Origin of the sequence: Dietzia cinnamea NBRC 102147 (genome assembly GCF_001571065.1) — a bacterium.
Taxonomy (GTDB): domain Bacteria; phylum Actinomycetota; class Actinomycetes; order Mycobacteriales; family Mycobacteriaceae; genus Dietzia; species Dietzia cinnamea.
In genome coordinates, this window is record NZ_BCSW01000018.1 from 1 (window position 1) to 19,639 (window position 19,639).

The following is a 19,639-nucleotide window of genomic DNA, read 5'->3' on the forward strand; positions in this document are numbered from 1 at the left end:
GGCCAAGAAGACCGCCGCCAAGAAGACCGCGGCCAAGAAGACGGCCGCCAAGAAGACCGCCTCCCCCGCGGGCGCCGACGTGGTCGAGGACGACCAGTTGGAGGACGCCGGGGATTCTATCGAGGTCGAGCCCGACACGTCCGAGCTCGAAGACGTCGAGGTGGATGTCGAGAGCGTCGAAGACGAGCAGGCCGACGAGGAGACCAAGGCGGAGCCCAGCGCCAAGGACAAGGCGTCGGGCGACTTCGTCTGGGACGAGGACGAGTCCGAGGCCCTCCGCCAGGCCCGCAAGGACGCCGAGCTCACCGCCTCCGCCGACTCCGTCCGCGCCTATCTCAAGCAGATCGGCAAGGTCGCCCTCCTCAACGCCGAGGAGGAGGTCGAGCTCGCCAAGCGCATCGAGGCCGGCCTATACGCCACCTGGTACATGGCACAGGTCATCGAGCGCGGCGAGAAGCTCACCACCGCGCAGCGCCGCGACTTCAAGTGGATCGAGCGGGACGGTGTGCGCGCCAAGAACCACCTCCTCGAGGCCAACCTCCGCCTCGTCGTGTCGCTGGCCAAGCGCTACACCGGCCGCGGCATGGCGTTCTTGGACCTCATCCAGGAGGGCAACCTCGGCCTCATCCGCGCCGTCGAGAAGTTCGACTACACCAAGGGCTACAAGTTCTCCACGTACGCCACGTGGTGGATCCGTCAGGCCATCACCCGCGCGATGGCCGACCAGGCCCGCACCATCCGCATCCCGGTGCACATGGTCGAGGTCATCAACAAGCTCGGCCGCATCCAGCGCGAGCTGCTCCAGGACCTGGGCCGCGAGCCCACCCCGGAGGAGCTGGCCAAGGAGATGGACATCACCCCGGAGAAGGTGCTGGAGATCCAGCAGTACGCCCGGGAGCCCATCTCGCTGGACCAGACCATCGGCGACGAGGGCGACTCGCAGCTCGGCGACTTCATCGAAGACTCCGAGGCCGTGGTGGCCGTGGACGCCGTGAGCTTCACCCTGCTGCAGGACCAGCTCCGCTCCGTGCTCGACACGCTCTCCGAGCGTGAGGCCGGCGTCGTCCGGTTGCGCTTCGGCCTCACCGACGGTCTGCCGCGCACGCTCGACGAGATCGGCCAGGTCTACGGGGTCACCCGTGAGCGCATCCGTCAGATCGAGTCCAAGACCATGTCCAAGCTGCGGCACCCGTCGCGCTCGCAGGTCCTGCGGGACTACCTGGACTGACTGGACTGACAAGACCGCTGCAGCGGGCCTTCGCCGGACGACCGGCGGGGGCCCGTTCTCGTCTGTGCGGACCGGCTCAGGTGTGCCTTCCGTGTACACCGCCCTCTGCCATCGCGCGTCCTCCGGCGCGGCACCCGACCCCGGAGTAGGGGCGTTCACCAGCTGCGGAGCAGGCTGATCCGTTCCCGGATCTGCTCGGCGGAGGCCATCGGCACGGGCGGGCCACCACACGCGTTGCGCAGCTGGGTGTGGATCGCGCCGTGCGACTTGCCCAGCCGGCCTGAGTACACCGACACGAGGGTGTTGAGCTGGCGTCGCAGGTCCTTGAGTTCGGCGGCGGAGGCCACCCGGTCCGCGGCGGCCCCGGCATGGGCACCGGGCCCGGCCGCGTTCCCGGGAAGCGTCGTGCCTGCCACCGACGGGTCGGAGCCCACGACGGCGACCGCGCCGGGTCCGGAGGAAGACTCCGCGGACGCCCGCTTGATCTGCTCCTTCTCCCGCTGCCGCAGGAGCGCCTTGACGTCGTCGGCTCCCAGCAGTCCGGGCAGGCCGATATAGTCGGCCTCCTCCTCGCTGCCGGCGAAGGTCGCGGTCCCGTAGGAGGACCCTTCGTACACGATCTGGTCGAGTTCCGCGTCGGCGCCGAGGGAGATGTAACCTCGGTCCTCCTCGTCCTCGGTGTTCTCGTCCTGCTGCTGGTTCGCCTGGGCGAGGAGCTGGTCCTCCAGCCCCTCCTCCCGGTGTGGCTTGCCCAGGACGTGGTCGCGCTGGGCCTCCATCTGCGAGGCCAGCTGCAGGAGTACAGGCACGGACGGCAGGAACACCGAGGCGGTCTCCCCCGGCCGGCGGGAGCGCACGAAACGGCCGATGGCCTGGGCGAAGTACAGGGGCGTGGAGGCGCTGGTGGCGTAGACGCCCACGCACAGCCGGGGGACGTCGACGCCCTCGGACACCATCCGCACGGCGACCATCCACTCGTCGGTCGAGTCGGAGAAGGTGCCGATCCGGCTGGAGGCCGTGGGGTCGTCGGACAGGACGAGCGTCGGCGGCGTGCCCGTGATCTCGGTGAGCAGCGCCGCGTAGTCGCGCGCGCGTTCCTGGTCGGTCGCGATCACCAGGCCGCCGGCGTCGGGCACCCCGCCCGCACGGATCTGCCGCAGGCGCGTGTGGGCGGCCTGCAGGACGGCCGGCATCCAGTCGCCGTGGGGGTCCAGCGCGACGCGCCAGGCGCGGGACATCTGGTCGGCGCTCAGGGGCTCGCCGAGGCGGGCCGAGAACTCCTCCCCGGCGTTGCTCCGCCAGCGGGCCTCGCCCGAGTAGGCGAGGAAGACGACCGGCCGGACGACGCCGTCGGCCAGGGCGTCGGCGTAGCCGTACGAGTGGTCGGCCTTGGAGCGCTGGTGCCCCTGCCCGTCGGGTTCGTAGGTGACGAACGGGATCGGGCTGTCGTCGGAACGGAAGGGGGTACCCGTCAGCGACAGGCGCCGCTCGGCGTCCTCGAACGCCTCGCGGATCGCGTCACCCCAGCTCTTCGCGTCGCCGCCGTGGTGGATCTCGTCGAGGATCACCAGTGTCCGCCTCGAGGCGGTGCGTTCGCGGTGTTTGAATGGGTGCGCGGCCACCTGGGCGTACGTCACCACCACCCCGTGGTACTCGGGAGCCAGGGCGCCCGAGGAGTTGGAGTGCTCGGGGTCGAGCGCGATGCCGGATCGCGCGGCTGACGCAGCCCACTGGTACTTGAGGTGCTCGGTGGGGGCGACGACGGTGATGGCGTCGACTGTGCGGTCGGCGAGGAGCTCGGAGGCGACCCGCAGACCGAAGGTCGTCTTACCGGCGCCCGGCGTTGCCACGGCCAGGAAGTCCTTCGGCCGCGCCATGAGGTACTTGCGCAGAGCGGTCCGCTGCCAGGCGCGCAGCGAACCACCCCCGGCGGGGCGGGGGGCGGATTCTGCGGTCGTCTCGTCTGGGCCCGGGACCGCGCCGGGGTCACTCACCAGGCTTCAGAGTCTCGTAGACGCGCTTGCACTCCGGGCACACCGGCGAGCCGGGCTTGGCGGAGCGGGTGACCGGGAAGACCTCACCACACAGGGCGATCACATAGGTGCCCATGACCGCGCTCTCCGCGATCTTGCTCTTGTCCACGTAGTGGAAGAACTTGGGCGCGTCGTCCTGCGTCTCCTCGGTCGTGGTGACCTCGGGGCGCTCGAGTGTCTTGGTCCGGGTGGTGCTCACCCCCTCATGATGCCGCACCCGGGCGTCGCCGCGCCAACGCCGGAGTACCTTGGGCCCCATGGCACCCGACTTCCGCCGTCATCGATCCGGCGAACGGGACGACACCTCGAGCCCCGTGCTCATCACGGGCGCGCGTGAGTCCTACAGGGACGAGCTCGCGGCCCGGAAGAAGCGCTACTTCGTGCTGATGAGCGTGCGGATCCCCGCGCTGCTCCTGGCCGCGGGGTCGCTCGCCCTCTGGAACAACCCGTGGATCGCGTTGGCGATCGTGGCGGGGTCCATCCCGATCCCGTGGATCGCCGTCATCGGGGCCAACGACCGACCGCCCCTGCCCAAAGGGCAGGCCCGGAAGTACACCGCCGGGAGCCTGCCCTCGAACGCCCCCTACGCGTTGCCGTCCAGCCTCACCGGCGCCGCGGGCGGCTCCGGTCCGGATGCCGACACCGGGGGCCGCCGCGCGATCGGCCCGCCGCCGGGTGCGACCGGCCAGGACGGCGGCCCCCACGGCCGGACCGAACGTGGGCCCGATTCGACCCGGACCGACAGCGCCCCCCACGACCGGACCGACCCCGGGCCCGACTCCCCCGGCTCCGGGTCACCCCGCAGCCACCCCACCCCCGACGAGAGCGACTCCGACCAGTGACGAGCCCGCCCCCTACCCTCGCCGATCTCGCGCCCGCGCTCGCGGACGCCTTCCGCCGGCACGACTACACGGTCGAGGGCCTCGAGCGCAGGCTCGGGCCGGAGGCGGTCGCGGCGCTGGGCAGGTCGGACGCCGCGACGGTGCGCCGATACGCGTGCTCGGCAGGTCCGGCCGGGCTGCTGGTGCGCCTGTTCGCGCTGGGTGATCCGCTGCCGACGTCCGCGGTGACGGACGCGCTCCCCGGCGTCGAGCCGCGCGCAGGCGTGGACGCCGGCCTGTGGGAGCCGGCCGACGGCGGTGCGGCACTGCGCGCGGTGGTCGACCTGCGCCCGGTGGACACCGGCCACGGGACGCGGTGGGTGTTCGCGGATCCCGACGGGTCGATGGTGCGGACCGTCACCCGGCCGGACCACGTGCTGGGGGTCGGCCAGGCGACGCTCTCGCTGCTGCGGGTCACGCCCACCTCGCCGACCGGGTCGGTTCTGGACGTGGGCACCGGGTGCGGCATCCAGATGGTCCACGCGTTGGACACCGCCGGATCCGCCACCGGGACCGACATCACCCCGCGGTGCCTCGAACTGGCCGCCGCGACGCTGGCGATCAACGACCTGCGGGCCGAGCTACTGCGGGGCTCGTGGTTCGAGCCGGTGGCGGGCCGTCGATTCGACCGGATCGTCGCCAATCCCCCGTTCGTGGTGGGGCCGCCGGAGACCGGGCATTCGTACCGCGAGTCGGGCCTGGCGCTCGATGGTGCGAGTCGGACGGTGGTGTCCGGCGCCGCCGACCATCTGGCGGACGGCGGGACGGCCGTCATGTTGGCGTCCTGGGTGGAGCGCGAGGACACCGATTGGCGGAGCCGGGTGGCGTCGTGGGTGCCGTCCGAGGGCGTGGACGCCTGGATCCTCCGCCGGGACGTCTCCGAGCCGGGACTGTATGTGTGGACGTGGCTCACGGACGAGGGCATGGATCCGCGGGACGAGTCCACGTGGCGGGCGACGGACCGCTGGCTGGACCACTTCGAGGCCGAGGACGTCGCCGGGGTCGGGTTCGGCTACGTGTATCTCCGCCGCGTCGAGGGACCGTCGTCGGTGTTGTGCGAGGACCTCACCCATCCGTTCGGCGAAGGCCTCGGGGACGAGGCGGAGGCGTATTTCGCGCGCACCGCGTGGCTGCGCGCGGCCGCCGGGCGCCACGGCGGGCAGGACCGCGCACTGGACGCGACCGTGTTCACGGTCTCGCCCGACGTCCACCTGCACGTCTCGGAATCCCTCGCACCGACCGACCCGGAGGGGGCGGGCGCGCCGGGCGCGTCGACCGTGGTGGTGGAGCGCGTGACCGGCGCCCGCTGGCGCCACGAGATCGACCCTCTCACCGCGGCGGTGCTGAAGGGCGCCCGGACAGGCGCGCTTCCGTTGGAGGACCTGGTGGTGCTCGCCGCGGCCGGCGCCGGTGAGGATCCGGACGAGCTGGCCGCACCCGTCCGACGGGTGATCGCGGACCTGTTCGTGCACGGGTTCGTGGTGCCGGTCGGTGTGCCGGGCCTCCTGCCGCCGGGGGCCGTCGCCGCCGCGCCCGGGGGGCCGCGCGGGTGAGGGCGGTCATCTCGCGCGTCACCGAGGCGTCGGTGACCGTCGACGGAGAGCTCGTCGGGTCATTGTCGGCGCCCGGCCTCCTGGTATTGCTGGGGGTCTCGAACGACGACGACGAGGCGGACGTCGCGACGATGGTCCGCAAGATCTCGGAACTCCGGATCCTGCGGGAGGAGCGCAGCGTCGCGGAGGTGGGCGCCCCGGTGTTGGTCGTCAGTCAGTTCACGCTGATGGGCTCGACCGCCAAGGGCAGGCGACCGTCGTGGGCGAGGGCGGCTCCCGGGGACAGGGCCGAGCCCGTGGTCCGGGCGGTGGTGGCCGGTCTGCGTGAGCGGGGACTCGAGGTGTCCACGGGCGTGTTCGGCGCGATGATGCAGGTCCACTCCGTCAACGACGGCCCGTTCACGGTGTTGGTGGAGACGCCGGGCTCGGCCTGAGCCGCCGACGCGGCAGGGTGACGGCCTTTACGGCACGGTCCGTGACCGAAATCATCGGTCGGGGAACATTGCCGGCACCCCCGTCGTTGTAGGTGTACGTGACCGTGACCCGGGCACGCGCCTGATCCGTCCACCAGCAACCGAACGCCGGCCTCGTCACAAGGCCAGGCAGGAGGAGGAGACATGACGTCAGCCATCACCCGATCGGACCGTCGGACGGAGGCGGATCCGGAAGGCCAGAGCCCGAGCGCTGACCTGGTCCGTGTCTACCTCAACGGGATCGGCAAGACGGCTCTGTTGAACGCCGAGGACGAGGTGGAGCTGTCCAAGCGGATCGAGGCCGGTCTCTATGCCAAGCACCTGTTGGAGACCAAGAAGCGTCTCGGCCCGGTGAAGAAGGCGGATCTCAAGACGATCGTCGCCGAGGGCGAGGCCGCCCGCGCCCACCTCCTCGAGGCCAACCTGCGTCTGGTGGTCTCGCTGGCCAAGCGCTACACGGGCCGGGGGATGCCGCTGCTGGATCTCATCCAGGAGGGCAACCTGGGCCTGATCCGTGCGATGGAGAAGTTCGACTACGCCAAGGGCTTCAAGTTCTCGACCTACGCCACGTGGTGGATCCGCCAGGCCATCACGCGCGGCATGGCCGACCAGTCGCGCACGATCCGTCTCCCGGTCCACCTGGTCGAGCAGGTCAACAAGCTCGCGCGCATCAAGCGTGAGCTGCACCAGCAGCTGGGCCGCGAGGCCACACTCGAGGAACTGGCCGAGGAGTCGGGGATCCCCGCTCACAAGATCGAGGAGCTCCTCGACCACTCGCGCGACCCGGTGAGCCTGGACATGCCGGTCGGCGCGGACGAGGAGGCCCCGCTCGGCGATTTCATCGAGGACGCCGAGGCCACCAGCGCCGAGAACACGGTGGTGTCCAACGTCATGCACTCGGACGTGCGCGCCGTGCTGGCCACTCTCGAGGAGCGTGAGCAGCAGGTCATCACCCTGCGGTTCGGGCTCGACGACGGGCAGCCCCGCACCCTCGACCAGATCGGCAAGCGCTTCGGCCTGTCCCGTGAGCGCGTCCGCCAGATCGAGCGTGAGGTCATGGCCAAGCTCCGTGAGGGCCGTCGCGCCGACAAGCTGCGGTCCTACGCGGTCTGATCCTCCCCGACCCCGGTCACACTCCGGCGGCCCCGCCCACGAAGGGCGGGGCCGCCGCTCGTCTGTGCCGGTGCCCGCGTGGTCGTCGCCGCGGCCACCGGGCACCGGGCACCGGGCACCGGCGTCAGCGGAGCCTGCGGGGCCCCTCGTTCCCGCTGAAGCGGGGCGGCGGACCGAGCCGCACAGTGGCGTAGAGCACGGAGAGCCCGTCGGGTGCGGCCAGTCCGGGGTCGATCGCCAGGCGGCGCAGTTCGGGGACGTCCTCCACCAGACATGACACCCGCCCCATGAGTTCCACAAGTGCGTCGCGGTCGACCGGCGCGTCCCCCGCGTAGCCGTCGAGGATCGGCGCCGCCCGCGGTCTGCCGAGGAGCGCCGACGCCTCGGAGGGGGAGATGGGCAGTGTGCTGAACGCCCGGTCGGCGAGCAGGTCGGAGAGCATCCCGGACAGTCCGAACGAGATCAACGAGCCGAAGATCGGGTGGTCCGCGACGCGGATGGTCACCGCGACGCCCTTCGTGGCCATCTTCTGCACGTGCAGCGACCGCGACCCGGTCGTGGACTGGAGCAACGCGAAGGCGTGCCGCACCGCCGCGGAGTCGGCGAGGTCGAGGCGGACCCCCGACTGGTCGCTGCGGGTGCGCCACCGGTCACTCATCGCCTTGACCGCTACCGGGTAGCCCAGCTCGTCGGCCGCCATCACGGCCTGATCGACGTCGGTGACGACGCGGTAGTCGACGATGTCGATCCCGTAGCACTCGAGCAGGGCCCGGACCTGGCCCTGCGTGAGCTCGAACGACTCGGTCCCGGCGTGGAGCTGGGACAGCGAGTCCACGAGCTCGCGGGCCCGAGCGCGGTCGATATCGGAGTATTCGGCGGGCTCCTCGGCCGGCCGGTCGAGCCACTCGGCGTACCGCCGGGCCCGCACGAGCGCCGACACCGCGCGTTCCGGGTAGGGGTAGGACGGGATCGAACCGCGGGCCGCCACGCCCGACTCGTCCGTCACGGTCAACCCCTCGGGCAGGCCCTCGCCGGCGAGGAACGTACTCACCACCGGCTTGGCGCTCTCCGCCGCCGCCGCGCGGATCGCCTCGGCATAAGAGTCCGGATCCGTGGCGACCGGCGGGACGAACACCGTGAGAACCGAGTCGACCTCGTCTCGCGCGAGCGCGTCCGCGATGGCCTCGCGGAACTGTTCGGGCGACGCCCCGGCACCCAGGTCCACGGCGTGGGAGACGGTGAACCCCTGCTGGCGGGCGGAGTCCGCGCCGAGCCTGCCGACGGCCGAGGAGTTGCCCACGATCCCCAGGCGACCGCCGGTGGGCAGCGGTTGGTAGGCGAGCAGGGTGGCGGTGTCGAACATGTCGGTGATGGAGTCCACCTGGATGAGGCCGGAGTCGCGGAACAGTCCCCCGATCGCGTTCGCGGTAAGCCCCTCCACGCCGGACTCCAGGTCGTCCACGGCCCGCCGCACGACCACGACCGGCTTGTTGCGGGCCACGCGCCGCGCGATCCGCGAGAACTTGCGGGCGTTACCGAAGCTTTCAAGGTAGAGCAGGACCACCTCGGTCGAGGTGTCCGTGTCCCAGTACTGCAGCAGGTCGTTACCGGACACGTCCGCGCGGTTGCCGGCGGAGACGAACGTCGACAGCCCGAGCCCGCGCCGCGCCGCGGCGGCGAGGATCGCGATGCCGAGCGCACCGGACTGGCAGAAGAATCCGGCCCGGCCCGGGCCGGGGACGACCTCGGCCAGCGTGGCGTTGAGCTTGACGTCGGCGGAGGTGTTGATCACACCGAGCGCGTTGGGGCCGACGACGCGCATCCCGTGCGCCCTGGCCTCGCTGACCAGTCGTCGCTCCGAGACGACTCCCGCGCTCCCCACGTCGGAGAACCCGGCGGAGATGACGACGAGCGTCGACACCTCCTTGGACAGGCAGTCGTCGAGGACCTCCGACATCGAGGCGGCGGGCACGGCGACGACGGCGAGGTCGACAGGATCCGGGATGTGCCGGACGCTCGCGTACGCGCGGACCGACTGCACCGAGGTGGCGTCCGAGTTGACGGGGTAGACGGGGCCGGCGAACCCGTTGCCGATGAGGTTGCGCATGACGGTGTGGCCGATCTTGCCCACCTGGTCGGACGCGCCGATCACGGCGACCGATCCCGGGTTCAGCACCCGCGCCAGGCTCCGGGCCTCCGCCGCGGCCTCCCGCGAGTTCCGGACGTTCGTCAGCGCCTCGGTGGGATCGATGGCGAACTCGAGGTGCAGCGTGGAGCCGTCGAAGGACCGTGAGATCTCGTACCCGGCTCGGCGGAACACCTGGATCATCGACCGGTTCTCGGAGAGGACCTCAGCCTCGAAGTGGTCGATCCCGCACTCGGCCGCCGCGCCGGCCAGGTGCTCGAGGAAGATCGAGCCCAGCCCCCGGCCCTGGTGCTGATCGGAGATCGTGAAGGCGACCTCCGCGAACGTGGAGTCCGGCAGCCGTTCGTAGATCGCCATCCCGATGATCTCCGCGCCCAACTCGGCGACGAACGCCATCCGGTCGCGGTAGTCGACGTGGGTCATCCGCCGTAGTTCCCGATCGCTCAGGACGTCCCGGGATCCGAAATAGCGCAGGTAACGGGTGCGTTCGGACAGGCTGGTGTGGAAGCGGGCGATCTTCTCGGCGTCGTTGGGCAGGATCGGGCGGATCCGCACCGCCCGGCCGTCCGAGCCGAGGACGTCCGCGGCCCACTCGTGCGGGTAGCCCTCGGGGTACTCGTCGACCGAGGTGTCGGTCGAGGCGTGCTCGGGCGGATCGACCGCGGGGGGCGGATCGCCCGGACGCCCGCCGGGTTCCGGGGTCTCGGTTGCGGTGGGGCCGGTCGCGGGGTCGCCGGGGTGCGCCATGGGGTCCTCCAATGCGAGGTCGTGCCGGACGGGGCTCGAGAAGCGGTCAGTCCCGGGGGTCGTCGGGATCGAGCCCCAGCAGGGGGTAGACCGTGCGACGGGTGTCGAGGATCGACTGGTCCAGCCGGGCCAGCGAGCGGTCCATCTCGACCCCGCGGTCGGCGCCCGCCGGCTCCCACGGTGCGAACGTCGGCATCTCGCCGTCGCCCATCACCTTCGGGACCCGATCGGGAACGGTGAGCCGACCGGCGGCGGACCGCCACCCCTCCGGGATCGCCGTGCCCGGGTCGACCGGCGCCCCGAGAACCGCCGCGATGAGGTGGGTCCACGAGCGCGGGACCACCCGCACCAGCTCGTAGCCACCGCCGCCGACCGCGATGAGGCGCCCCTCGCAGAGCTCGTCGGCCAGGGCGATGACGTCAAGGTATGAACGCCGGTGTCCGTCGACGGTCAACGACAGATCGGCGAGGGGGTCCTCGCGGTGCGAGTCGCACCCCGCCTGCAGGACGATGATCTGCGGTTCGAACGCGCGCAGGACGCCCGGGACCACGGCGTGGAAACCGCGGAGCCAGAGGTCGTCGGTGACCGCGGGCAGGAACGCGAGGTTGACGGCCGTGCCCTCCGCGCGGCCCACGCCGGCCTCGGACGCCCAGCCCGTCGACGGCCAGAGGGTCGCGGGGTGCTGGTGCAGTGAGACCGTGAGGACGCGGGGATCCTCGTAGAACGCGGTCTGGACGCCGTCGCCGTGGTGGACGTCGAGGTCGACGTAGGCGATGCGGTCGAAACCGTTGTCCAGCAGCCAGCTGATCGCCACGGCCGCGTCGTTGTACACGCAGAATCCGGCGGCGGCCGCGGGCATCGCGTGATGCATCCCGCCGGCGACGGAGACCGCGCGCGTCGCGGCCCCGCTGGCCACCGCGCGGGCGGCCGTCAGCGTGCCGCCGGCGACCGCCGCGCTGGCCTCGTGCATCGCCGGGAACGTCGGGTTGTCGGCCGTGCCCAGACCGTGGCTCATCCCGACGTGCTCCCCCGGCGACAGGTCGCCGGCCGCCTTCACGGCGTCGATGTAGCGCGAGGTGTGCACCCGCAGCAGCTCGTCGTCACCGGCCGTGCCGGGATCGAGCAACTCCACCCCCTGCAGCACGCCGAGTTCGGTGGCCAGCGACATGGTCAGGTCGAGGCGCCTCGGACTCATGGGGTGATCGGCGGAGTGTCGGTACTCGAGCAGCGACGGGCTCCACACCACCTTCGCCTCGACGCCGTCCGCGATCCCGGCCATGGCCACCGCCCTCTCGTCGGACCGGGTCTCTCCCGGCCCGCGCACCCCGCCAGATCCGTGGGGTACATCACCTCAACAATCTACGCGGCGACGACGGGGGCGGCCGATGAACGTCGGCTCCCCACCCCGGTCGGTGGCCCGACGGTAGTCTCGGTGTGAGAACCCGGTCGGTGTCGTCACCCACCGGGATGTCGATTCGAATCCAGACGTGGAGGACTGCAGCGTGAAGGACCTGGTGGACACCACCGAGATGTACCTCCGCACCATCTACGAACTCGAGGAGGAGGGCGTGATCCCGCTGCGGGCGCGGATCGCGGAGCGCCTCGAGCAGAGCGGCCCGACCGTGAGCCAGACGGTGGCCCGGATGGAGCGCGACGGGCTGGTGCTCGTCGCACCCGACCGGCACCTCCAGCTCACCGCCACCGGGCGCGAGCTCGCGGTGGACGTGATGCGCAAGCACCGCCTGGCCGAGCGGCTCCTGGTGGACGTGATCGGGCTCGAGCTCGAGAAGGTCCACGCCGAGGCGTGCCGGTGGGAGCACGTGATGAGCGACGACGTCGAACGGCGTCTCATCGAGGTGCTCGACGACCCCCGGACGTCGCCCTACGGCAATCCGATCCCCGGTCTGGACCGCATCGGCTACGCCGAGTCGACGCTCGACCACGGCGACCACGTCCGGCTATCCGCGCTGCCCACCGACACACCGCACACCGTGCGCATCCGGGCGATCGGCGAGAACGTGCAGATCGACACGGACCTGATCTCCGAGTTCCGCGCCGCCGGCGTGGAGCCGCTCAAGACCGTCACCGCGACCCGCCGCGGGCACCTCGTCGAACTCGACTCGGGGGACGGCCGCACCGTCGAACTCGACGGCGACCACGCCCACGCCATCCAGGTCGAGATCCTGTCGTGAAACTCCTCGTCACCGGCGGGGCCGGGTACGTCGGCGGAGTGTGCGCCACCGTCCTCATCGAGCGCGGGCACGAGGTGGTGATCCTCGACGACCTGTCCACCGGTAACCGGGACGGCGTCCCCGAGGGGGCGACCTTCCTCGAGGGTGACGTCGCCGCCCGCGCGGGCGAGGTCCTCGACCCGTCCTTCGACGGCGTGCTGCACTTCGCCGCGCGCTCGCTCGTCGGCGAGTCCGTCGAGAAGCCCGAGGAGTACTGGCAGGGCAACGTGGTCACGTCGCTGGCCCTGTTGGACGCCATGCGGGCGGCCGGTGTCGGGAACCTCGTGTTCTCCTCCACCGCGGCCACCTACGGCGAGCCCGAGCAGGTGCCCATCACCGAGGACATGCCCACCCGGCCGACCAACACCTACGGGGCGACCAAGCTGGCGATCGACCACGCCATCACCTCGTACGCGGTCGCGCACGGACTCGCCGCGACCAGCCTGCGCTACTTCAACGTCGCCGGCGCCTACCACGGCGCGGGTGAGAACCGGGTCGTGGAGACCCACCTCATCCCGCTGGTGCTCCAGGTCGCCCTGGGTCACCGGGACCACATCAAGGTCTTCGGCGACGACTGGCCCACCCCCGACGGCACCTGCATCCGCGACTACATCCACGTCGCGGACCTCGCGGACGCCCACCTGCTGGCCCTGGAGTCCAACGCCCCGGGGGTCCACCGTGTGCTCAATCTCGGCAGCGGCGAGGGATTCTCCGTCCGCGAGGTGATCGACGTGTGCCGCGAGGTCACCGGGCACCCGATCCCGGACGTCGTCGCCCCCCGGCGCGCCGGCGACCCCGCGGTCCTCGTGGCCTCGAGCGCCCGGGCGATCGCCGAGCTCGGTTGGAACCCCACCCGGACGGACCTGCGCACGGTGGTCGAGGACGCCTGGGCGTTCACCGGGGCGCTCGGCGACCGCGCCCACTCGGCCCCCCGCTGACGGGCGGCCTCCCGCCGCGGACACGGCTCACGCGGTCGCCGCCACCCTCCTGAGCCGCTCGGGCGCCATCCCGTGGTGCAGCCCCTGGAGCAGCAGCCGGGCCAGGTTGTTCCCCGGGTCGGCGTCGACGGCGGCCGACAGCGCCGACCACGCGTGCACCCCGCTGCCCGCGAAGTACGACGCCGCACCCAACAGCAACAGCGCCACCGAGCGTTCGCGCGCGGGCCGACGACGCGCGACCGCCCACCACACGAGCCGCCGACCGTCGCGATCGCCCAGCCCCCGCTGCGCGAGACGTCGGTAGATCTCGTCACGAACGGCGATCACCAGCAGGTCCCGCCCGATGGCGGCGAGCTCGTCGTCGTCGACCTCCTCCCCCACTCCCAGCCGACGCGCGGCGTCGTCATGGCGCTCCACCGCCGCCGCGACCGCGCGCGCCCGCTCCGCGCGCCGGTCGCGTCCCCCTGCGGACCCGCCACCCGGGTCGGCCGCGTCCACCTCTCCCGCACCGCCCACGACGGCGTCATCCGGGCGGTCCTCGTCGCACGCGTCGGGGTCGCGGACGAGGTACAGCCGGTCGATCTCGTCCCTCGAGCCGGCCCGGACGCGGCCGTCGTACGCGTGTACCGCGGCGATCTGCGTCGTGTCCGGGTCGATCTGCACACCCCGGGTCATCCCGAACAGATCCACCCACGGCTCCCCCTCGGCGAACTCACCGACCCCGTAGGCCGCCTCCACCCCGGTGCCCGCCTCGCCCAGCCAGTATTCGAACGCCGACGCGGCGTCCTCCGCACGCAGCCCCGCCAGATACCCGTCCGCACAGTTCTCGTGGACCACCACCAGGTGCACCGAGTCGATGCCCTCCCGCGCGCAGAACCGCGCGAGTCCCCGCGCCGGGCCGGGGTCGATCGCCGGACGGGCACGACCGATCGCGGCGTCGCCGGGGTCGCCCGCGTCACCGGGGAGGCCGTCCAGCGGGTCCTCGACTAACGGATCGTCGAGGTCGGCGAGGTCGTCGGGGTCGTCTGGGTCGTCGAGGAGGTCGTCGGCCCCGGGGAATCCACGGCCGTCGTCCAGCAGCCGGTCGACGTCCATCCGCACCACCGGCCCCTGTCCACCGTCCGCGGTGCGACCGCACAGGATCACCACCGACCCCGGCCCCGGCGGGAAGCCGAGCATCGCCGGTATCGAGGCGATCAGCTCCTCCGGCGAGGTGATCACCACCGTCGCCCGCCCGTCCGTGCCGCCCTCGTCCTTCAACTCGCCCGTCGTCATCGCTCGCCGCCCGTTCGTCTCGCGCGTCCACGCCCCGTCGTGGCGTGGTCCGCGGGTGTCGTGCACCGGACCCACCATCGGCCACCCCGGCGGCCGCTCCCCGCCCCGGGACGCCGGACCGACCGCCGCCTGTGGAGGGAGACGGGGCCTGTGGGGATCGCGCGGGAATCATCTCGCGGGTGGTGACGTTGTGACAGTGGTGAACCCCCCGTCCCGGATGGACGACCGGGCGAGCCCCGCCACCGACGGACGGGGTGTGGTGACGAGAGGAGTCGACATGGCCAGGCACAGCGATCTGTACCGACTGATCGAACCCGTTCCCGACCTGCGTTCCGAGGACGGCCGCGGGCCGGTCCTCGTGCACGGACTGGAGGGCTTCTCCGATGCCGGACTGGCGATCCAGGGCGTGTCCGAGCATCTCCGCGAGAGCCTGGACTCCCAGCTCATCGTCGAGTTCGACGTCGACGAGCTCGTGGACTACCGCTCGCGCCGCCCGCATCTCAAGTACTCGTTCGACCGCTTCGCGGACTACAACGAGCCGACCATCCAGATGCACGCGGTCAAGGCCTCCGACGGAACGTCCTTCCTGCTCCTGTCCGGGCTCGAGCCGGATCTCAAGTGGGACGGCTTCACCGAGTCCGTGATCGACCTCGCCGGGTCCTTCGGGGTCCGGATGTCGATCGGGCTGGGAGCGATGCCCCTCGGCGTCCCCCACACCCGGCCCACCAACTCGAGCGCCCACGCCAGCGATGTGGACCTCATCAAGGGGTTCTCCGCCTGGCCCGGCGAGTTCTCGGTGCCCGGCAACGTGACCTCCCTGCTCGAGCTGCGGATGGCCGAACACGGGATTCCCTCCGCGGGCTTCACCGTGCACGTGCCGCAGTACCTGTCGCAGACGGCCTACCCGGCAGCCGTGCTGCACCTGGTCGGCAGCATCGCCGAGATCGCCGACCTCGAGCTGCCCACCGCCGAGCTGGAGAAGGCCGCCGAGGAGTTCACCGCCCAGGTCAACGCGCAGATCGCGCAGAGCCCCGAGATCCTCACCGCCGTGGAGCTCATGGAGAAGCAGTACGACGAGTTCATGGAGACGCGCCTCGGTTCCGACTCCCTCAACCCGGGCGGCAAGCCACTGCCGTCGGGCGACGAGATCGGAGCGGAGTTCGAGCGGTTCCTCGCCCAGCAGACGGGCGACGGCGGGCAGGGCGACGACCCGCAACGCGACGGGTGACGCCCGCCGGCGACTAGGCTCGGCCGGGTGCAGCTGCCCCAACTCCTCACCGATCTCGACGACGTCCCCGCCGACCTCCACGAGGAGGCGGTGTTCGACGCGTTCGTGGCCTGGGCCGCGGACCGGGGTCTGACGCTGTACCCGGCCCAGGAGGAGGCCGTACTCGAGATGGCCGCCGGGAGCCACGTCGTGCTCGCCACCCCCACCGGGTCAGGCAAGTCCCTGGTCGCCCTCGGCGCCCACTTCGCCGCGATGGCCCGCGGTCAGCGCAGTTACTACACCGCGCCTATCAAGGCGCTCGTGAGCGAGAAGTTCTTCGCGCTGTGCGAGGTGTTCGGGGCCGAGAACGTCGGCATGCTCACCGGCGACGCCGCCGTCAACGCCGACGCCCCCATCGTCTGCGCGACGGCCGAGATCGTCGCCAACATCGCGCTGCGCGAAGGGGCGGGCGCCGAGATCGGGCAGGTGGTGATGGACGAGTTCCACTACTACTCGGAGCCCGACCGGGGCTGGGCGTGGCAGGTCCCGCTCATCGAGCTGCCCGACACCCAGTTCCTGCTCATGTCCGCCACGCTCGGCGACGTGGACTGGCTGCAGGAGGACCTGCACCGGCGCACCGGTCGGCAGTGCGTCTACATCGGCGGCACCGAGCGCCCGGTGCCGCTCTCGTTCGAGTACGCGCTGTCCGGCGTCCACGAGTCGGTCGAGCTGCTGCTGCGCGACGGCAAAGCCCCCGTCTACATCGTCCACTTCACCCAGGCCGCCGCGCTCGAACAGGCCCAGGCCCTGACCTCGCTCGCCGTGGCCGACAAGGATCGGAAAGCCGCCATCGCCACCGAGATCGGCGGCTTCCGCTTCACCACGAACTTCGGTAGGACGCTCCGCAAGCTCCTCCTCCACGGCATCGGCGTCCACCACGCCGGGATGCTGCCCAAGTACCGCCGGCTCGTCGAGAGGCTGGCCCAGGACGGCCTGCTCACCGTCATCTGCGGCACCGACACCCTCGGCGTGGGCATCAACGTCCCCATCCGCACCGTCCTGTTCACCGGCCTCACCAAGTTCGACGGCCGCCGACAGCGCGTGCTCAAGGCGCGCGAGTTCCACCAGATCGCTGGCCGTGCGGGCCGCGCAGGCTTCGACACCGAGGGATTCGTCGTGGTGCTCGCCCCCGAGCACGAGATCGAGAACGCCAAGGCCGCCGCGAAGGCCGCCGCGAGCCCCAAGAAGAAGGCCAAGGCCGCCAAGAAGAAGCCCCCGGAGGGCTTCGTCAACTGGTCGCGCTCCACCTTCGACAAGCTCGTCGGCGCCCAGCCCGAGCAGCTCACGAGCCGCTTCGAGGTGAGCAACTCGATGCTGCTCAACATCATCTCCCGACCCGGCAGCTGCTACACCCACATGCGGCACCTCCTGCTGTCCTCGCACGAGACCCGCGCGCGGGTGCGCCACCACGTCCTGCGCGCGATCGAGCTGTTCCGGGGGCTGGAGGCCGCCGGGATCGTCGAACGACTGGCCGAGCCCGACGACGACGGGCGCCACGTACGGCTGACCGTGGATCTCCAACGGGACTTCGCCCTGAACCAACCGCTGGCCCCGTTCGCGATCGCCGCGATGGAGGTCCTCGACCCCGACTCCCCGACCCCCGAGCTGGACCTGGTCTCCGTCATCGAGGCGGTGCTCGACGACCCGCGCCCGATCCTCTACGCACAGCAGCGCGAGGCCCGCGGCGAGGCGATCGCCGCCCTCAAGGCCGACGGCGTGGAGTACTCCGAACGGATGGAGCTGGTCGAGGACATCTCCTGGCCCAAGCCCCTGTCCGACCTCCTCGCCGACGCGTACGACGCCTACCGCGCAGGGCACCCGTGGGTGTCGGGGATCGAGCCGTCCCCCAAGTCGGTCATCCGCGAGATGGTCGAGCGCGGGATGACCTTCTCGGACCTCGTCTCGGCCTACGGCCTCGGCCGGTCCGAGGGCGCCGTCCTGCGCTACCTCACCGACGCCTACCGCGCGCTGCGTCAGACCGTCCCCGCCGACCGCCGTTCCGAGGAGTTCGACGACCTCGTGGAGTGGCTGGGCGAACTGGTCCGGCAGGTCGACTCCAGCCTGCTCGACGAGTGGGAGCTGCTCACCGATCCCGACGTATCCGCTGAGCAGGTCGCCGAACTGGCCTTCGGCGAGAGCGCGGGCGCGGCCCGCCCGGTGACGGCGAACCGGCGTGCGTTCCGGGTGATGGTGCGCAACGCGATGTTCCGCCGCGTCGAACTGCTCGCCCGCGACGACATCGAACGGCTCGCCGAGCTGGACACCGACGTGCCCGAGCACCCCGACTGGGACTCGGAGATCGACGCCTACTGGGACGAATACGACGAGATCGGGACCGGGCCCGCCGCGCGGGGCCCGGCGCTGTTCACCGTGAGCGAGTCGGGCCCCGCGGTGTCTCCGGGGACGTGGCGGGTGCGCCAGGTGCTCGACGACCCCGAGGGCGACCACGGCTGGGCGATCGAGGGGGTGGTGGATCTCGCCGCCAGTGACGAGGCCGGGGAGGTCCGCTTCGCCTCGCTCGCACTCCACGGGTGAGTCGTCGCCGACCGGGGGGCCGCCCACCGGGCCGGGGACCGTACGATGTCCGACGAACCCCACCCGATGACTGGAGGCCTGCCGTGACCCCCCGCGTTCTCTACAAGCGACTCGCTCTGGCGGAGGTGGTCACCTGGACTCTCCTGATTCTGGGGATGATCGGCAAATACGGCTTCGGGCAGGACTGGGCCACCTCGGTGGGTGGCGGCATCCACGGATTCGTGTTCCTGTGCTACGTCGTGGCGACCCTGGCGGTGTGGACGGACAAGCGCTGGTCCGCCGGCACCGGGATCCTCGGTCTGGCCTCGGCGGTGATCCCGTACGCCACGGTCCCGTTCGAGCGGTCGGTCGAGCGACGTGGCCTGCTCGAGGGCCCGTGGCGGCTCGGCCCGGGCGGCGACCGGCCCGACGGCCCGGCGGACCGGGTCCTCGCCTTCGCACTGCGCTCGCCCGTCGTGGCGCTGGTGGTCACCCTGATCGTGGTGGCGATCGTGTTCTCGCTACTGGTCACCGCCGGCCCGCCCACCGAGTGGTTCTCGTGAGTCAGACCCGAGAGCCGGGCCGCCGCGAGCTCAACAAGGCCGACAAACAGCGGCGCATCCACGCCGCCGCCCTCGAACTGTTCTCCCGGCACGGGTACTCGACCGTCACCACCCAGCAGGTGGCCGACCGCGCCGAGGTCGGAACGGGGACGCTCTTCCGCTACGCCCAGTCCAAGGGCGAACTCCTGTGCATGGTCGCCAACGAGGAGTTCCGCGCGATGGTCGAGACCGTTCCCGAGACCGGGGACGCGGTCGAGGACCTGGTCGTCCTGTGCGAGCCCCTGCTGGTGGCGCTCGACAGGCAGCCCGAGAACATCGCCGCCTATCACCGCGAGACGTTGTTCGGAGAGGCCGGCCCCCACCGGGCCGAAGCGCAACGCATCCTCGGCGAGCTGCGGGAGCTCATCGCCGCCGTACTCGCGGGGTACGCGGGCGGCGCGGTGACGCCCGCGGACATGGCCGGCGCCGCCCAGACCGTGTTCGACGTCCTCTACATGACCATCGTGCGGTGCGGCGTCGAGCGCTCCTCCGCCAGCGAGGGACGCAGGGAACTCGAGGTGCACGTCCGGCGGGTCCTCTACGGCGTACTGACCGACCGCCCCGAGGGCGGCACCACGTCGGACCCCGGCGACGGCGTCGGCTCGACGGTCTGACGGCGCCGTGAGCGGACCCCGGTG

Annotated in this window: 16 protein-coding genes; 11 read left to right on the forward strand and 5 right to left on the reverse strand. The window is 71.6% G+C overall.

Annotated features, from left to right (window positions below):
• Window positions 1–1,228, forward strand: a 1,228-nt coding sequence (locus DCI01S_RS08420; RefSeq protein WP_061228810.1) for an RNA polymerase sigma factor, incomplete at its 5' end; no start/stop codon positions are given.
• Window positions 1,229–1,383: 155 nt separating this feature from the next.
• Here the strand turns inward: DCI01S_RS08420 and DCI01S_RS08425 are convergent.
• Together DCI01S_RS08425 and DCI01S_RS08430 are read right to left on the reverse strand one after the other, a co-directional pair.
• Window positions 1,384–3,222, reverse strand: coding sequence for a DEAD/DEAH box helicase (locus DCI01S_RS08425; RefSeq protein ID WP_153038667.1), 1,839 nt, complete (start codon window positions 3,220–3,222; stop codon window positions 1,384–1,386).
• Window positions 3,215–3,460 carry a DUF3039 domain-containing protein gene (locus tag DCI01S_RS08430; RefSeq protein ID WP_007628744.1) on the reverse strand — a complete coding sequence of 82 codons (246 nt, stop codon included), beginning with the start codon at window positions 3,458–3,460 and terminating at the stop codon, window positions 3,215–3,217. The genes DCI01S_RS08425 and DCI01S_RS08430 overlap by 8 nt, the downstream gene beginning before the upstream one ends.
• A gap of 58 nt (window positions 3,461–3,518) precedes the next feature.
• On the opposite strand from DCI01S_RS08430, the gene DCI01S_RS17855 reads away from it, so the two are divergent.
• The 4 genes from DCI01S_RS17855 (at window position 3,519) to DCI01S_RS08450 (ending at window position 7,281) form a co-directional block, all read left to right on the forward strand.
• Complete coding sequence (locus DCI01S_RS17855; RefSeq protein ID WP_082767697.1) at window positions 3,519–4,103, forward strand: DUF3099 domain-containing protein; 585 nt, start codon at window positions 3,519–3,521, stop codon at window positions 4,101–4,103.
• A complete protein-coding gene (locus DCI01S_RS08440) occupies window positions 4,100–5,695 on the forward strand; it encodes a DUF7782 domain-containing protein (RefSeq protein WP_061228812.1) in 1,596 nt (531 codons plus the stop codon). The genes DCI01S_RS17855 and DCI01S_RS08440 overlap by 4 nt, the downstream gene beginning before the upstream one ends.
• Window positions 5,692–6,129, forward strand: coding sequence for a D-aminoacyl-tRNA deacylase (gene dtd / locus DCI01S_RS08445; RefSeq protein WP_061228813.1), 438 nt, complete (start codon window positions 5,692–5,694; stop codon window positions 6,127–6,129). The genes DCI01S_RS08440 and dtd overlap by 4 nt, the downstream gene beginning before the upstream one ends.
• A 183-nt stretch (window positions 6,130–6,312) precedes the next feature.
• Window positions 6,313–7,281: a sigma-70 family RNA polymerase sigma factor gene (locus tag DCI01S_RS08450; RefSeq protein WP_061228814.1), complete on the forward strand. Its 969-nt coding sequence runs from the start codon at window positions 6,313–6,315 to the stop codon at window positions 7,279–7,281.
• A 124-nt stretch (window positions 7,282–7,405) separates the two neighbouring features.
• Here DCI01S_RS08450 and DCI01S_RS08455 read toward each other — a convergent pair whose 3' ends face one another.
• Together DCI01S_RS08455 and DCI01S_RS08460 are read right to left on the reverse strand one after the other, a co-directional pair.
• Window positions 7,406–10,174, reverse strand: coding sequence for a bifunctional acetate--CoA ligase family protein/GNAT family N-acetyltransferase (locus DCI01S_RS08455; protein ID WP_061228815.1), 2,769 nt, complete (start codon window positions 10,172–10,174; stop codon window positions 7,406–7,408).
• A gap of 46 nt (window positions 10,175–10,220) precedes the next feature.
• Window positions 10,221–11,453, reverse strand: a complete 1,233-nt coding sequence (locus DCI01S_RS08460; protein ID WP_061228846.1) for an acetoin utilization protein AcuC — start codon at window positions 11,451–11,453, stop codon at window positions 10,221–10,223.
• 223 nt (window positions 11,454–11,676) lie between these two features.
• Here DCI01S_RS08460 and DCI01S_RS08465 point away from each other — a divergent pair, with 223 nt between their 5' ends.
• Together DCI01S_RS08465 and galE are read left to right on the forward strand one after the other, a co-directional pair.
• On the forward strand, window positions 11,677–12,366 hold the full coding sequence (locus DCI01S_RS08465) for an iron-dependent transcriptional repressor DtxR (RefSeq protein WP_007627547.1): 690 nt from the start codon (window positions 11,677–11,679) through the stop codon (window positions 12,364–12,366).
• Window positions 12,363–13,343 (forward strand): UDP-glucose 4-epimerase GalE, encoded by a 981-nt coding sequence (gene galE / locus DCI01S_RS08470; protein WP_007627545.1) that lies wholly within the window; start codon window positions 12,363–12,365, stop codon window positions 13,341–13,343. The genes DCI01S_RS08465 and galE overlap by 4 nt, the downstream gene beginning before the upstream one ends.
• A gap of 27 nt (window positions 13,344–13,370) precedes the next feature.
• Here galE and DCI01S_RS08475 read toward each other — a convergent pair whose 3' ends face one another.
• Complete coding sequence (locus DCI01S_RS08475; RefSeq protein WP_232303040.1) at window positions 13,371–14,684, reverse strand: DUF4192 domain-containing protein; 1,314 nt, start codon at window positions 14,682–14,684, stop codon at window positions 13,371–13,373.
• Between the two features lie 211 nt (window positions 14,685–14,895).
• Here DCI01S_RS08475 and DCI01S_RS08480 point away from each other — a divergent pair, with 211 nt between their 5' ends.
• The 4 genes from DCI01S_RS08480 to DCI01S_RS08495 all read left to right on the forward strand — a co-directional run bounded on the left by DCI01S_RS08480 (window position 14,896) and on the right by DCI01S_RS08495 (window position 19,615).
• Window positions 14,896–15,846, forward strand: coding sequence for a proteasome assembly chaperone family protein (locus tag DCI01S_RS08480; RefSeq protein WP_061228816.1), 951 nt, complete (start codon window positions 14,896–14,898; stop codon window positions 15,844–15,846).
• Between the two features lie 27 nt (window positions 15,847–15,873).
• On the forward strand, window positions 15,874–18,420 hold the full coding sequence (locus DCI01S_RS08485; RefSeq protein WP_061228817.1) for a DEAD/DEAH box helicase: 2,547 nt from the start codon (window positions 15,874–15,876) through the stop codon (window positions 18,418–18,420).
• Window positions 18,421–18,503: 83 nt separating this feature from the next.
• Window positions 18,504–18,962, forward strand: coding sequence for a DUF3817 domain-containing protein (locus tag DCI01S_RS08490; protein WP_061228818.1), 459 nt, complete (start codon window positions 18,504–18,506; stop codon window positions 18,960–18,962).
• Window positions 18,959–19,615, forward strand: a complete 657-nt coding sequence (locus DCI01S_RS08495; protein ID WP_061228819.1) for a TetR/AcrR family transcriptional regulator — start codon at window positions 18,959–18,961, stop codon at window positions 19,613–19,615. The genes DCI01S_RS08490 and DCI01S_RS08495 overlap by 4 nt, the downstream gene beginning before the upstream one ends.
• Window positions 19,616–19,639: the final 24 nt, after the last annotated feature.

What these genes read in the sequence shown, in the direction of transcription:
- DCI01S_RS08480 (WP_061228816.1), top strand. Translation starts at nt 14,896, where the DNA reads ATGGCCAGGCACAGCGATCTGTACCGACTGATCGAACCCGTTCCCGAC.
- DCI01S_RS08455 (WP_061228815.1), bottom strand. Translation starts at nt 10,174, where the DNA reads ATGGCGCACCCCGGCGACCCCGCGACCGGCCCCACCGCAACCGAGACC.
- DCI01S_RS08450 (WP_061228814.1), top strand. Translation starts at nt 6,313, where the DNA reads ATGACGTCAGCCATCACCCGATCGGACCGTCGGACGGAGGCGGATCCG.
- DCI01S_RS17855 (WP_082767697.1), top strand. Translation starts at nt 3,519, where the DNA reads ATGGCACCCGACTTCCGCCGTCATCGATCCGGCGAACGGGACGACACC.
- DCI01S_RS08460 (WP_061228846.1), bottom strand. Translation starts at nt 11,453, where the DNA reads ATGGCCGGGATCGCGGACGGCGTCGAGGCGAAGGTGGTGTGGAGCCCG.